The following is a 14,789-nucleotide window of genomic DNA, read 5'->3' as shown; positions in this document are numbered from 1 at the left end:
TTCACGCGCCCCATCCGGCTTGGTGGCCGCCGACGCGGTCCTCGTTGATCTTCTTCTGGTAACCGCTGGCCTTGAACGCAGCCAGCGGGTCCGCGGGCAGCCCGCGGGATTCACGCCACTGGGCCAAAAGAGGCCTGACGTCGGTGTAAAAAGCATCGTTGAAAATACCGTTAGCGGCCAGCACATCCCCGGCCCGCTGCGCCTCGGCAAGGGCTTCACGGTCCACCAGCAGCGCCCGGGCAGTCATTTCCTGCACGTTCAAAACCGAGCGGATCTGCCCCGGGATCTTCTCCTCCAGGTTATGGCACTGATCCAGCATCAAAGCCACCCCAGAATCCTTCCCGTACCCTCCCCCGCGGATAACCTCAACCATGATCCGGAACAGCTGGAACGGATCAGCCGCGCCCACGATCAGATCATCATCGGCATAAAAACGGGAATTGAAATCAAAGGACCCCAGCTTCCCCAGCCGCAGCAACTGCATCACAATGAACTCAATGTTCGTCCCCGGCGCGTGATGCCCGGTATCCAGGCACACCAACGCCTTCTCCCCCAACGCCAGCACCTGCGCATACGAGGTCCCCCAGTCCGGAACATCCGTGTGATAAAACGCCGGTTCAAAAAACTTGTACTCCAGCACCAGCCTGTGGTCCTCACCAAGACGTGCGTAAATCTCCGCCAGGGACTCCGCCAGCCGGTCCTGCCGGCCCCGCAGATCATCCTGGCCCGGATAATTCGTCCCGTCAGCAAGCCAGATCTTCAGATCCCGCGAACCCGTGGCATCCATAATCTCAATGCACTCAAAATGATGCTCAATCGCCCGCCGCCGCACCGACGCATCCGAGGACGTCAGCGAACCAAACCTGTACTCATCATCCTGGAACGTGTTCGAATTAATCGTCCCCAGGCCCACCCCCAGACCCGCCGCATACTCCTTCAACCCCGCGTAATCAGCAACCCTGTCCCACGGAATATGCAACGCCACCGTCGGCGCCAGACCCGTCACCTCATGGACCATGGCCGCATCAGCCAACTTCTCCTGAATCGTCCTCGGAGTCCCCGGCGTCCCAAACACCCGGAAACGGGTCCCCGAATTCCCATACGCCCAAGAGGGAACCTCAATAGCAAGCTCCTCGAGCCTGCCCAGCGCCGTTGCTACGTCGTTCATAGTTGTTCTTTCCGGTGGTGAAGTGTGTTTACTGGATATCAAGGGCAGCCAGCTGGCCGTCCAGGTTGAAGACTTCCTCGAGAACCTGGAACCCTTCGTCGGGCCGCCTCTCAGAGTCCTGGAAGAGCAGGGCCATCTCGGCCTGCCAACGGCTATTGACCTCGGTCACAGCCATCCTGGCTTTCACTTCGTCAAAGTCATCGCATTCCAGATAGCCGATCAGGAGTCCGTCGGCGCCCAGGAAGAGGGAATAGTTGCGCCATCCTGCATCCTTAAGTGCCCGCAGCATCTCCGGCCACACGGCGGCGTGCCGGCGGCGGTATTCATCGCTGAGTCCTGGCTGCACTGAAGAGCGGAAGCACACTCGCATTTGGACCTCTCCTTGAAGATTACTGAATCAATGTGAAAAACACTGAAGTTGAATCGTTTCATTGTTACGATTCAAAGTACTCTTGAACTCGAGCAGGTGTCAAGCAATTACCGACAGGCAAACGCATCCTCCGCCGTGGAGCAGTTCTCTTGGGCCGAAGGGCCCGGGAAAGATTCACAGGGGCGAACTCCAGCTAACGCGAAGCACAGCGTGGCTGCAGACGAGGACTAAGGTGCGTCCTTCCTGAAGGCAGTAAGCAGAAGGACTGGGAGAAAATGAATCGGACAGCCAGCATTAAGGATGTTGCGAATCAGGCGGGTGTCGCCGTGGGCACGGTTTCCAACGTCTTGAACTACCCGGACCGTGTTTCCGAGCGAACCAAGGAAAGGGTCCTGAAGGCCATCGATGATCTTGGTTTCGTGCGCAATGATGCGGCCCGCCAGCTCCGGGCCGGCCACAGCAGAACCATCGGACTCATCGTGCTTGACGTGGGAAACCCCTTCTTCACTTCCGTGGTCCGTGCGGCCGAGGACGCTGCCGCGCTCCAGGGCAGTGCCGTCCTCCTCGGCGACAGCGGCCACAATGAGAGCCGCGAGTCCAACTACATTGACCTCTTCCAGGAACAGCGCGTGCAGGGACTGCTCATCTCGCCGGTAGGAGACGTGACCGCCCGGCTGAATGTCCTCAGGGAACGCGGAGTGCCCACCGTTCTGGTGGACCGGCTGGCCGATGACGCCATGTTCAGCTCTGTCTCAGTCGACGACGACGAGGGTGGTTACCTGGCAGCGCGGCACTTGCTGGACATAGGCCGCCGTCGGCTCGCCTTCGTGGGAGGCCCACTATCCATTCATCAGGTGGCGGACCGCCTCCGGGGCGCCCAGCGGGCGGTTAAGGAAGAGTCCGATGCCACCCTGGAGGTCCTCGATTCCGAGGGACAGTCAGTTCTGGCGGGCAGGGGGATCGGGAACCGCCTGGTGGAGCGCCCTGCTAAGAACCTCCCGGACGGGATTTTTTGCGCCAACGATCTCCTGGCCCTCGGCGTCATGCAGTCCCTGACGATGATGCACACGCTTCGCATTCCTGAGGATATTGCTTTGATCGGCTACGACGATATCGACTTTTCTGTCTCGGCCGTGGTTCCCTTGTCCTCCATCCGCCAGCCCACTGAGGCCATTGGACGGACTGCCATCGAGCTTCTGACCGAGGAGCTGGAATCACAGCAGGTCCGGCACAGGGCTGTTGTCTTCACTCCCGAACTTGTTGTCCGGCAGAGCACAGAAGGCGTGGCGGCGGGCGTAGAGGCATCCTTATAGGTCCTGCCGGGAGTTTCCACTGACTGCCCCGAGAACGGCCTGGTAGGCTTCGACGCTCCGGTCGCCGACTGTGGTGGGCGACTCCAGGTGCACGGCTCCTGACGGAAGAATGCCGGCACCGCCATGGGTTTCCATTACTTGCCACTGCGCCAGGACATCTTCGCCGCAGTGTTCACGGGGCAGTTGGCGCCAGAAGCTGAACCCTCCGGCCTCATTCAGGGCATCACGTCGATACATGGTGCACCCGCCAACCCATGCAACACGGTAGGGAACCCATTGCCCGGGCTCCAGGCCGAGTTGGGCGCTCAAATGGCTCAGATTGGCCGCGCTGTGGAGCGGCCACCGCTCGAAGCCTGGAGCGTCCGGCCTGATTTTCTCCGGGGTAACGGGACCGTCCCAGGCGGCGAAGGACGCCATCTGTTCGGGCCGCTTGTCGTCGAGGAAAGACAACCCCTGGGGCGCCATGCCAACGAAGCCGCATTCCAAGCGGTCCAAGGCGTCGCTCATTCTCTCCAGCGCGCCGGGTTCCAGCCAGACATCGTCGTCGAGGAACAGCACCTTGTCCGCAGTGGATTGCTCCAGCAGGAACTGCCTATGCTCCGCCAGCCCCAACCGGGGCAAATGGCGGACCAGGGAAGTGGGCCTTCCCTGCGCCTCGAGCAACCGGACCATGGCTGCCGCTGCGGGATGTCCCCACCCAGGCTCAACCGATGATTGGTCGCTGACGATGACACGAAAGGGCGGGTCAGCCTGGCCAGCCAAACCAGCCAAGGTGACGGCAAGCTCGGCGGGCCGGTCACAGGTGGGAACCAGTACGTCCAGATCAACATCCTCAGTGGATCGGGCGGCGCCCGCCCATTGTGCTGACGATCGTCGGCTCATACCCGACCTCCCACGGATTGCGGACCACAGATTGCAGACCACAGGCTACGGACAAACGGATTTCGCGGGGTTGGGCCGCCTCAGCCGGAGCGGCGACGCCTTCCGCTAAAGGCCCCCTACCCAGCAGACCCGGGTCTCACACAGTCGAATTAAGTGGCTCGGCGTGTCTTCCTCGGCGTGTCCGCAGTTACGCAATCCCCGCCGTCGTGCGTTCGCTGGAAGACGTGCGTTCATTGGAGCCGAAGCCTGCATATACCAGCTGGCCTGCGACATGCCCGGCGATCAACCGGGCTCCGTCCTCACGAAAGTGGGTGTTGTCGGCCAATCCGTCAGGCCAGTAGGCGTGCTCCCCCGGTTCAAAATGACAGAAGAGCTCCCTTGAACTCTCCACACCCAGCCGTAGATAAAGTTCCCGCGTCCAACTGTTGAGATCGATCAAGGGCACGTGGAGTTCCGCCGCCACCTCCCGCACCACTTCCGGATAGTCCTCGAGGCTCTCTTCAAGTTCAAGGACGTTTCCGCTTCCGCCAAGGAAGTGCCGCCGCTCAACCGAGGTGCAGAGGACTGGCTTGGCGTCCAGCGAGCGTACCTCGGTGAGCATGGTACGAAGGTTTGCGGCATAACCGGTGCGGGCGGCCAGATGGGGACGTTTCTGATCGTTGTGCCCGAACTGGATCAGGACCAAGTCGTCCTGCCCGGCTTCCTGCAGCAAAGCGGCCCAAAGTCCCTCCGCACGGAAAGACTCGGTGCTGGCTCCGCCCTTGGCATAGTTGTAGACGGCAGCCCAGGAATAAACCTCCGCCGCCAGATGTGCTCCCCAGCCGCTCATCGGATATTCATTCGTGGGGCAATTGGCAACTGTGGAATCGCCGGCCAACAGAATCTTCATCTTGCAGCTTTCTCTATATTTGCATGTGGCTTCCTGTCGAGACCCTGCAGCCGCCACCCTCTCCAACGTTGCAGAAAGTGTGGCTCAGTCTCTGGACGTCCTCGTCAGTAAGCGGTTTCTCAAAAACTTAGACCTTTTGGCTTTCCTTGGTCAAGGGCGGACCTCGAATCGCTAAATCGCCGCCATGATTGAAGTAAGCTGCTGATATAGCGCCTTGGAAAGCGCTTGCCGCGCTAGGGTGGAATAAAGTAAGTCGCCATGCGGCATCAATGAAAGCCATATTTACAGACCCTGCAAAACCAAGCGTCCAGCGCCACAAGCGTTAACGAACGCTGGCGACAGCAGATAAAGACAGCAGACAACGAGGAGAGCCATGGCCCCGTCCGCTCCCGACCCCGCCATTCCCCAGCCCCTTGCCCGTCGCCAGGGCGCTCCGGATGTCGAAGCCTTCCGGAGACGGAAGGAAGCTCACGCCGGCGCCCTCCGCGTGGCGCTCGTCGGAGTCCATGGCTTTGGCACTCACCATCTCAGGAATCTCAAGAGGCTGCAGGAAAAGGGTCTGGTAAGTCTGGTAGCTGTCGCGGATCCAAACCCGCCGGCCGAAGGCGCGCTGCCCGCTGAGACTGCCGTGTTCGCCAACCTGGACGACCTGCTGGAGCGCACCCCTTCCTTGGACGTGGTGATCGTGGCGACCCCCATCCAGACCCACGCTGCGCTTGCCCTGGCCGCCCTTACTGCTGCAGATCTTTATCTGGAGAAGCCTCCGGTTGCATCTTTGGCTGATTTCCAGCGTCTGCAGAGCGCCGCCGAGTCGGCCGGGCGCAGCGTCCAGATCGGGTTCCAGAGCCTGGGTTCACACGCCCTCGAAGCGATCCGCGACCTTGTGGCTCTGGGCGAGATCGGTGATCTGCTGGGGATTACCGCAACGGGGCGCTGGGTCCGCGATCGCGCCTATTACAAGCGTTCCCGCTGGGCAGGAAAGCGCAGCATCGACGGCATTGATGTTGTGGATGGCGTGGCCACCAACCCACTGGCGCACGCGATCGCCACTGCCCTCCGGATTGCCGATGCCCGCCGGTTGGACGACCTGGTCTCTGTCGAAACTGACCTTTACCGGGCAAACGACATCGAGTCCGATGACACATCAGTGATCCGCCTCCGCACTGTTGCCGGGATCCCCATCACGTGCGCACTGACGCTGTGCGCTGCGGAATCAGTGGAGCCGTACATCACCCTGCAAGGGTCCGAAGGTTCGGCTGTTTTCCACTACACCGAGGACAGGCTAAGCGTCCTCACCTCCCACGGAGAGCGCAGGGAAATCTTTGGCAGGGATGACCTCACCGAGAACCTTCTGGAACACCTGACCGAGGGTGGTCCGCTGATCAGTCCCTTGGCTGACAGCGGCGCCTTCATGCGCGTCCTTGAGGCAATCCGGACCGCGGAAGCTCCGACCCGGATTGCGGATGAATTCATCGTCTGGGAGGGCGAAGGCGAGGCCGCTCACGCGGTGGTGACAGGCATCGAAGATGCCCTCGACCGTGCGACCGCAGCCCACGCGACGTTCAGTGAGCTCGCTCTTCCCTGGGCCAAGCCCCTGCCCTTGGAACCGGCCGGGGTATTGACCTTGGAAGGCCACGAACAGTACGACGGCGACGCGCTGGCTTCCCTGCGCACCGGCACCACCCTTGCCGGGCGACTCTCCCCCAGGCCCTACTTGCATCCGGTGCGGACACTGGCTGGAGTGGTTGTGAGCGACCACCTTCCGTTTGACCACCCATGGCATCTGGGAGTGGGCCTCGCACTCCAGGACGTCAACGGCACCAACTTCTGGGGTGGCAAGACCTATACCCGCAGTGGCCGACGCTATGAGGAACGCGATGACCACGGGACCATCCTCCAAACCGGGTGCACCGTGGCCCCCGGCCGCTTGGAACAGGAGCTGAGCTGGCGGGCACGGGACGGTTCAGAACTCCTGCGGGAGCGGCGAATCACCAAAGCCTCGCAAGTCGATCAGCGCACGTGGCGATTCGACCTCGAAACGGAACTCACCGCCGTCGTGCGCGCATCCCTGGGTGGCCCCGGTTCCAATGGAGCCTCAGGCAGTGGCTACGGAGGATTTTTCTGGCGGCTTCCGCTGTGCACCGACGTCAATGTCTTCACCGCGGAGCAATCCGGGGAGTCCCTGGTCCACGGTTCGGTATCGCCCTGGCTAGCGTGGACGGCGGATTTTGCAGAAGGACCAGCCAGCCTTGTTTTCGCTGCTCCGCCTCAGTCCCAGGATCCCTGGTTCGTTCGCGCCACCGACTATCCCGGCGTCGGCTCAGCCCTCGCCTGGGAACGTCCCGTGGAACTGGCAGCGGGCGAGACTCTGACCCGGAACTTCACCGTCTGGGTCAGCGATGGCAGACTGGATTTTGCTGGGGCCGCCGCCTTGAGGGCCCAACTCTGACGCGGCTCTGACGCTCCAGCCCAGTTGCCGACCGCTTGCCCGGCGTGTTCCCAGAACACGCCGGGCATTTCTGCCTCCGGGAAGAAGTAACTGGGCGGGAAGGGGCCGGGCGAGTTCTCAGTCACCCGGGGCGTCCGGAGTTCCTCCACATCAGCAGCCCGACGGCGGCGGCAGACAACATCCCGAGGGCACCTGTGACCACAAGCCCTTCGCGGACCCCGAACTGCTCGGTCAGCCAGCCTGCCAGGAGGCCGCCAAAAGCATGGCCGCCGAGCAACAAGGGCAGGTACAAGGCCATCACCCTCCCCCGCACCTCCGGACCGGCCTCAAGCTGCACAGTTGTTGCTGCACATGTGAGGAAGAGCAAGGTCATGAGCCCCACAAGCACCAACAGGGCGACGAACCACTCCTGGCTCGGCATCAGCGCAGCAATGAGCTGGGAGAGCCCGAACAGCGCAGCCGCCGCAACAAGCCCCGGCCGCCCCAGGGAACCTAACCGCCCGGCCAGAAGTGCTCCGGCCAAGGCACCCACCGCGCTGAACGTATTGAACAGGCCGAAGCCCTCGGCTCCGCTATGCCAGATGGCGTCGGCAAAGGCCGCGAGTACCACAGGCCCGTTCATCCCGAAGACCCCCATGAGACTGCTCAGAAGGATCACGAGCAACAGGGCGGGGCGCTGCTTCACGAACCGGAAGCCTGCCAGGACCTCTCCCCGGCCGCGTGTTGGGGCGGGGGTGACGTGCAGTTGGGAGGTCCGGATCGCAGCGACCAAGGCTAGAACTGCCAGGCAAATCAGGGAGTTGGCGGCGAAAGCAGCGGCCACACCGGCTTTGGCTATCACCACCCCCGCTAAAGCTGGCCCCACCATCCCACCCAATTGGTGGATGGCGCTGTTGAGTCCGATAGCAGGACGGACTGCATCATCACCCACCACTTCGCTGACGAAAACCTGGCGTGCGGGGCCCTCAACTGCTGACATCATCCCCAAGGCCACACAGCACGCATAAACGGCCCAGACAGTGATGGAGCCGTTGGCGTTCAGGACTGCGAGCGTCATCGCCAGGACTGCGGCAACGGACTGGCACACCAGAAGGATGCGCCGCTTGGGAAAGAGGTCCACCAGGATCCCGCTGAGTGGCCCCACCAGAAGCATGGGCAAGAACTGCAGCGCTACAGCCAGCCCGACGGCGGCGGGGCTTCCGGTGAGCTGAAGCACCAGCCAATCCTGGGCCAGCCGCTGCATCCACACGCCCGTACTTCCAAGGAATTGAAGCGAGATGAACAGACGGTAGTTGCGCAACCGGAGAGACGTGTACCAGCGCACATTCGTGGAGGAGTCAGCTTGGGCGTATTTTGGGCGTTCAGAAGGCACTTTGCTCGCTGAGGGGTGAGAACAGAGGGCCCCTGGAAGAGGCGCCTCTTGGTTATTGACGCTTGGCTTTAGTTATTGCGCCCTGCGCGGATCTTTACCGCAGCCGCAGCCAGGATCAGTGCCCCGGGGATCACCACGAACAGCGCCACGAGCATCCAGACGAACACGACGCACATGAACAAGGCCGCCACCAGGAGCAACGATCCGCTGAAATCACGGAGCGAAACAACCTTTGCCTCCGCCAAAGACAGCCGCCAGTTGTGATGGGTTGACCAGGCTGCCGCCGTCCTGAGCAGGAACACGGCAGCGGCGGTGGCGAGTACCACCGTGGCGGGCAGCACGACTGCCCTGCCCGGCAGCTGCCCAACGGTTGCCAGCAGCAGGTTGAGGACGACGACGGCGGCCCCCACCGCCGTCGTCGCCCCCAATTTCCAGCTTCCCGGCAATGCTGACCGGAAGCTCCCCCAAAAGGCGCGGATGGAATCATCCCGGCCGGAAAGGTGACTTTCCAAGTGGGAGATTCCGGCGGCATAGGCGGCAGGAATAGTCACCAGCGGAAGGGAAAGGACCAGCACCAGGGCGCCTGTGAGGAGCGCTTCGGCGAAGAGTGCAAAGCGATTGACCGGGATGCGATCGTCGCCGAAGAGGTGTTTCCCCTGCCCTGATCCCGTGCTTTCCATGGTGTTCATCCTAGATCTCCCACCCTTCAGTTTCCGTCAGCCCTTCAGGCCCTGGGTGGAGACGCCCTCAACGATGTACCGCTGGAACACCAGGAAGAACACCAGCACCGGGAGCAGGGCCAGGACGGACATGGCAATCATGGCGCCGTAGTCCGAGCTCTGGGTCTGGTCCACGAAGAGGCGCAGTGCCAGCGGCAACGGGTATTTCTCCGGAGTGTTGAGGTACAGCAGGGGGCCGAGGAAGTCGTTCCAGCTCCAGATGAAGGAGAAGATCGACGTCGAAATCAAGGCGGGTTTCATGAGCGGAAGCATGATCGAACCGAAGATCCTGACGTGGCCGGCGCCGTCGATCCTTGCTGCTTCGTCGAGTTCCGTCGGCAGGTTCCGCATGAACTGGACCATCAGGAAGACGAAGAAGGCGTCAGCGGCAAGGAACTTGCCAACCAGCAACGGGATGTAGGTGTCTACCAGGCCAAGCTGATTGAAGATGATGTACTGCGGAATGATCACCACGTGGAACGGCAGGAGAAGGGTCGCGATCATCATCCCGAAGAACATGCTGCGTCCTGGGAACTTGATTCTGGCGAACGCATAGGCCGAGACGCTGGCGGACAGGATGGTCCCCACCACGGCTCCGAGAGCCAGAATCAGTGAATTGGTGAAGAACGTCATGGTGGAAACGCCGCCGATGCCATCCATTGCCGTCACAAAGTTGTCGAAGCTGAAGTTGCTTGACCACAGGGATGTATTCGAACCACCGATCTCTGCATTCGGCTTGAACGACGAGGCGATCATCCACAGTGCCGGATAGAGCACCACTGCCGTCAGGGCAAGTGCCACGACGTGGAAAATGGCGCTCTTGAGCCGCTTGGCACCTGCTGTTTCCGACTTGGGGTTGTAGTGCGGCGCCTGTGTGTCCGCTGCAGACGCTGTTGGGGTTGCTGTGGTCGTCATTTCGAATCACCGCTGTAGTGGACCCAGGACTTGGACGTGCGGAAGAAGATCAGGGTGATGACGCCTACAACGATCACCAGGAGCCACGCCATTGCTGACGCATAGCCCATCCGGAAGTCGCTGAAACCCCGCAAGTACAGGTAAAGAGTGTAGAAAAGAGTGGAGCCTGCTGGGCCGCCTTCGCCGTTCGAGATGATGTACGCGGCGTTGAAGATCTGGAAAGCATGGATGGTTTCCATGAGCAGGTTGAAGAAGATCACGGGGGAGAGCATGGGCCAGGTGATGTTGAAGAACTTCCGGATAGGACCGGCCCCGTCCATGGATGCAGCCTCGTAGAGTTCGCCCGGAATCTGCTTCAGGCCGGCCAGGAAGATCACCATCGGTGCGCCAAACTGCCAAACCGTCAGCAGGATGAACATCGGCATTGTCATGGACGGATTGCCTACCCAGCCGCCTAAGTTGATCCCGAAGAAGGACAAGCCCTGGTCAACCGGCCCGGAATCGCCGAACATTGCCTTCCAGACAATGGCGATCGAGACACTGGCGCCGATCAGGGACGGAGCGTAGAAAGCTGAACGGTAGAACCCCTGCCCTTTTCGCTTGCTGTTGAGGAGCATGGCGACGGCCAGTGCGGCCGCCAACTTGATCGGCGTACCGAAGACCACGTAGCTGACGGTAACGCCCACCGACTGCAGGAACCGTTCGTCCTGGAACAATGAGATGTAGTTGTCCAGCCCGATCCACTTGGGCGGTTCAAACAGGTTGTAGTTGGTGAAGGACAGGTACAGCGATGAGATCATCGGGCCTATGGTGAGGGCGATGAATCCCAGCAGCCAGGGCAGCAGGAAAGTGTAGCCGGCGCGGGTGTCCGCCCCCCGCTGCCGCGACTTGCGCGGCTGCGGGAGATCGGACGACGTCGAACGCCTGCTCAGGGTTGGGCTTTGAGTCACGAATTCATTCCGTCAGTTGTGAAGCCTGATTGAGACATTCTGCCTGCTCAGGCGTTCTGCTTAATGAGGTCTTCGGCTTCCTTGAACCACGCGTCGGCTGCACCATTCACGTCCACCTTGCCGAAATTGAGGTCTGCGCTGATGCGCTTGAAGGAAGCCTCGAGGGTGCCGAAGCCAACGATGGGGGGCTCGGGAGCGTCCTTGAGGTACTTCTCGATGGACTTCTCGTAGTCAACAACCAGCTTGTCGGTGCCCTCGAAGGTGGTGCCGTCGCGCTGGGTCTTTGAGGCAGGAACACCGCGGGAGGTCTTGAAGATCTCGCCAACCTCGGGATCGTTGACCATGAAGTCAATGAATCGGGCGGCAGCATCCTTGTTCTTGGTCTTGGCGCTTGCCACCATCAGCATGGAAGGCTTGAGGAACAGCCCCAGGTTGTCGGGGTCGTCGGAGGGAACCGGCACAAGCTTGAGCTCCTTGGCGCCGCTGTCCCCAAGGTAACCGGCCATGAAGTTGTCCCACGTGACCTCGGATGCGGTGGCGTTGGAGCCAAACGCGGACTTGGGAAGGAGCTGTGTGATCCGTTCCTCCGAGATGATGGCGGGAGTGCCGCGCAGGTCCGCAACCTTGTTCCACCATTCCTTCAGATCGTCCTTGCTGAAGCCGAGCTTGCCGTCCTCGGTAAAGGCTTCGATGTTCTGCTGGCGAAGCCAGATGTTGAACATCCACCAGACCGACGTGTAGTCGCTGGAGCCGAAGAGAGCACCGCCGCTCTTGGTGCCAACCTCGGTGAGGAAGGCGTTGTATTCGTCGTACGTCCACGAGCCGTCCGGCTCGGCAATGCCAAGGGAGGCGAGCTTGGCGGGATCGTAGTAGACCGCGAAGGCGTTGGTGCTGGTGGGGATGCCGTAAGTCTTGCCCCTGATCTGGCCCGAGGGAAGCAGTGACTTGTCGAAGGCCGAGGTGTCGATCTTTACGGTGCTGAGGTCCAGGAGCTGGTTGCGCTGGCCGTAGTCACGCAGGTAGGAGAGGTCCCACTGCATAACATCCGGGAGGCCGCCGCCAGCAGCTTCGGTCGCCCGCTTCTGCCAGTAGGCGGGGAAGTCCGTGAAGTTGCCGTTGACCTTGATGTCCGGGTTTTTGGATTCGAAGAGCGCGATTGCCTTGCGGGTGCGCTCGGCGCGGTCATCGTTGCCCCACCAGGTGTAGTTAATGGTGACGGGGTTGTCGGCAGAGCCTGTCTGCGCGGGGGACGGCTGGCCACAGGCCGCCAGGACAGCGGCAGACGCTGTGCCCAGCGCTACCGTGGTGAGGAAATTCCTTCTGTTGATCATGAGAGCCTCCTTGCTCGGTTTGGGTCAGCATGTGTTCGGGTGGTCCCTACAACGGAAGTAGTGAGCTGGCTAACATGCCTTCTGAAACGATACAATATCGGTTATCGCCCCGTTGGGCAAGCGTTTTCCGAAAGATCCAATTTTGGTAGTTCCGCTTCTGGCACTACAGATAAAGGAGTCCCATGTCCCCGGAGGAAACCATCCCGCCCGCAGCTCTCTGGAGCCACTTGGACGGCATCGCCTACGGTGGCGACTACAACCCGGAGCAGTGGCCGGCGGACGTTCGGCTTGAGGACCTGGACCTGATGAAAGAAGCGGGAGTTACTTTCCTGAGCGTCGGGATATTCTCGTGGGCCTTGCTGGAACCTCGCGAGGGCGAGTACGACTTCACGTGGCTGGACGAGGTGCTGGACAATCTTTCGGCTGCCGGAATCAAAGTGGCCCTGGCTACGTCCACCGCCGCTCCCCCTCCCTGGCTGGTGCGCAAACATCCCGAAATTCTTCCCGTGACCGCCGACGGCACGGTGCTGGGTCCCGGTTCCAGACGGCACTACTCGCCGTCGTCGGCCGTTTACAGGCGCTACGCGACTGGAATCACGCGAGTGCTCGCGGACCGATACAAGGACCACCCCGCGTTGGCCTTGTGGCACGTTGATAACGAACTTGGCTGCCATGTTTCAGAGTTCTATGGTGACGAGGATGCTGCCGCATTCCGCCGTTGGCTTGAACGGCGCTACGGAACTATCGAGGCTTTGAACCATGCGTGGGGCACAGCTTTCTGGTCACAAAATTATGCTTCATTTGAGGAGATTCTGCCTCCCCGCGCGGCTCCCTTCACTCTCAATCCCGGGCAGCAACTGGACTTCAAGCGCTTCAGTTCCTGGGCATTAATGGACTTTTACCGTGCCCTGGTTGCTGTGCTCCGCGAGGTCACCCCAAATATCCCGGCCACCACTAATCTCATGGCCTCCAGCGCCACGAAGTCCCTTGATTACTTCGATTGGGCTCAGGACCTGGACGTGATTGCGAACGACCACTACCTCGTAGCGGCGGATCCGGAATCCGAGGTGGAGCTCGCCTTCAGCGCAGACCTCACGCGCGGGATCGCCGGCGGTGCCCCTTGGATCCTCATGGAACACTCGACGTCGGCGGTCAACTGGCAACCACGCAACCGGCCAAAGCTTCCCGGCGAAATGCTGCGCAACTCGTTGGCTCATGTGGCCCGGGGTGCCGACGCCGTGATGTTCTTCCAGTGGCGGCAAAGCTATGCGGGCTCCGAGAAGTTCCACTCCGCCATGGTCCCCCACAGCGGTCGCGACACGCGGATCTGGCGGGAGGTGGTGGAACTGGGCTCTGCCCTCAAGCATTTGGCCCCGGTCCGCGGTTCACGAGTGGAGTCCCGTGCGGCCATCGTCTTCGACTACGAGGCGTGGTGGGCCTCCGAGTTGGACTCCCACCCGAGCCAGGACGTGAAGTATCTGGACCTCCTGCGCAGCTTCCACAGGGCCCTGTTCCTTCGCGGCGTGGCGGTCGACTTCGTGCATCCGTCTGCATCCCTAGACGGCTACGACCTTGTCCTCGTCTGCACGCTCTACAACGTTTCGGATGAGTCCGCCGCCAATATAGCGGCCGCTGCCGGTCGTGGCGCAACGGTACTCGTCAGCTACTTCAGCGGGATAGTCGACGAGCACGACCACGTCCGGTTGGGTGGCTACCCCGGCGCGTTCCGTGACCTCTTGGGAATAAGAGTTGAAGAATTCCATCCGCTGCTGGGCGGCGAACAACTGAAGCTCAGCGACGGCGGGACAGCTTCGACCTGGAGCGAGCACGTCCATGTTGTTGGAGCGGGCGGTGCTGGGGCGGGTGCTGGTTCTGACGGCGACGGTGACGGTTCTGACGGCAACGCTGCCGGTTCTGACGGCAACGGTGCCGGTTCTGACGGCAGCGGTGCCGCGGAGGTGCTGGCGACGTTTACGGAGTATCCCTTGGACGGTGTTCCAGCCCTTACCCGGCGTGAAGTTGGCAACGGAACCGCCTGGTATCTCGCCACGTTCCCGGATCCGGATAACCTCGGCGCTCTCGTGGACAGGTTGTTGTCCGAGTCTGGGGTTTCCCCAGTTGCTGCGTCAGACCACGGCGTCGAACTGACCCGTCGCCGCAATGAGGATGGCCAGAGTTTCGTGTTCGCCATCAACCATTCGAGGTCAGACGCCACTGTTTCAGTTTCGGGAATGGAGCTGATTTCGGGTACGCGTTTCGGCGGAACCGTAGCAGCCGGCGCCGTGGCAGTGGTCGCCGAAGACTAGGCCACTGCTGCAGGGAAGGAGCCTTGCAGAAAGTTCGAATTTTCGGGGCTAACTAGTTCGCGTTTTGGGGTTTGACCTTTCGCATTTCGGGCTTGAAGCCTGGGCTTATTTTGTCGGGCCCTGCT

The 14,789-nt window shown here is 61.4% G+C and carries 12 protein-coding genes; 3 read left to right on the top strand and 9 right to left on the bottom strand.

Translation table 11 applies throughout. The features are described 5' to 3' along the window. Position 1: 1 nt before the first annotated feature. Both rhaI and M1E05_RS05235 read right to left on the bottom strand, forming a co-directional pair. A complete protein-coding gene (gene rhaI / locus M1E05_RS05240; RefSeq protein WP_461164668.1) occupies positions 2–1,168 on the bottom strand; it encodes an L-rhamnose isomerase in 1,167 nt (388 codons plus the stop codon). A gap of 28 nt (positions 1,169–1,196) precedes the next feature. Beyond that, a complete protein-coding gene (locus M1E05_RS05235; RefSeq protein WP_461164667.1) occupies positions 1,197–1,538 on the bottom strand; it encodes an L-rhamnose mutarotase in 342 nt (113 codons plus the stop codon). Between the two features lie 275 nt (positions 1,539–1,813). Between M1E05_RS05235 and M1E05_RS05230 the strand changes: the two genes are divergently transcribed. After that, positions 1,814–2,851 carry a LacI family DNA-binding transcriptional regulator gene (locus tag M1E05_RS05230; protein ID WP_461164666.1) on the top strand — a complete coding sequence of 346 codons (1,038 nt, stop codon included), beginning with the start codon at positions 1,814–1,816 and terminating at the stop codon, positions 2,849–2,851. On the opposite strand, the gene M1E05_RS05225 is transcribed toward M1E05_RS05230, so the two are convergent. Together M1E05_RS05225 and M1E05_RS05220 are read right to left on the bottom strand one after the other, a co-directional pair. Continuing rightward, entirely contained in the window at positions 2,846–3,733 is an 888-nt protein-coding gene (locus M1E05_RS05225; protein WP_461164665.1) for a glycosyltransferase family 2 protein, read from the bottom strand. The genes M1E05_RS05230 and M1E05_RS05225 overlap by 6 nt on opposite strands. 187 nt (positions 3,734–3,920) lie before the next feature. Beyond that, on the bottom strand, positions 3,921–4,622 hold the full coding sequence (locus tag M1E05_RS05220) for a rhamnogalacturonan acetylesterase (protein ID WP_461164664.1): 702 nt from the start codon (positions 4,620–4,622) through the stop codon (positions 3,921–3,923). A gap of 373 nt (positions 4,623–4,995) precedes the next feature. On the opposite strand from M1E05_RS05220, the gene M1E05_RS05215 reads away from it, so the two are divergent. Continuing rightward, positions 4,996–7,071 carry a DUF6807 family protein gene (locus tag M1E05_RS05215; protein WP_461164663.1) on the top strand — a complete coding sequence of 692 codons (2,076 nt, stop codon included), beginning with the start codon at positions 4,996–4,998 and terminating at the stop codon, positions 7,069–7,071. Between the two features lie 121 nt (positions 7,072–7,192). On the opposite strand, the gene M1E05_RS05210 is transcribed toward M1E05_RS05215, so the two are convergent. From M1E05_RS05210 to M1E05_RS05190, 5 genes are all read right to left on the bottom strand, one after another. After that, positions 7,193–8,443, bottom strand: a complete 1,251-nt coding sequence (locus M1E05_RS05210; RefSeq protein WP_461164662.1) for an MFS transporter — start codon at positions 8,441–8,443, stop codon at positions 7,193–7,195. Positions 8,444–8,511: 68 nt separating this feature from the next. After that, positions 8,512–9,132 carry a Poxvirus protein I5 gene (locus M1E05_RS05205; RefSeq protein ID WP_461164661.1) on the bottom strand — a complete coding sequence of 207 codons (621 nt, stop codon included), beginning with the start codon at positions 9,130–9,132 and terminating at the stop codon, positions 8,512–8,514. Positions 9,133–9,159: 27 nt separating this feature from the next. Then, entirely contained in the window at positions 9,160–10,077 is a 918-nt protein-coding gene (locus tag M1E05_RS05200) for a carbohydrate ABC transporter permease (protein ID WP_461164660.1), read from the bottom strand. Continuing rightward, the gene (locus M1E05_RS05195; RefSeq protein ID WP_461164659.1) at positions 10,074–11,027 is read right to left on the bottom strand and encodes a carbohydrate ABC transporter permease; all 954 of its coding nucleotides are present in this window, start codon (positions 11,025–11,027) and stop codon (positions 10,074–10,076) included. The genes M1E05_RS05200 and M1E05_RS05195 overlap by 4 nt, the downstream gene beginning before the upstream one ends. Before the next feature lie 47 nt (positions 11,028–11,074). Then, positions 11,075–12,358 (bottom strand): ABC transporter substrate-binding protein, encoded by a 1,284-nt coding sequence (locus M1E05_RS05190; RefSeq protein ID WP_461164658.1) that lies wholly within the window; start codon positions 12,356–12,358, stop codon positions 11,075–11,077. Between the two features lie 182 nt (positions 12,359–12,540). Here M1E05_RS05190 and M1E05_RS05185 point away from each other — a divergent pair, with 182 nt between their 5' ends. Then, positions 12,541–14,664 carry a beta-galactosidase gene (locus M1E05_RS05185; RefSeq protein ID WP_461164657.1) on the top strand — a complete coding sequence of 708 codons (2,124 nt, stop codon included), beginning with the start codon at positions 12,541–12,543 and terminating at the stop codon, positions 14,662–14,664. Positions 14,665–14,789 lie beyond the last annotated feature (125 nt).

The sequence above is a fragment of the Arthrobacter sp. R4-81 genome (assembly GCF_054792365.1).
The sequence above is the reverse complement of the archived record's forward strand: the minus strand, read 5'-3'. Positions and strand labels throughout refer to the sequence as shown.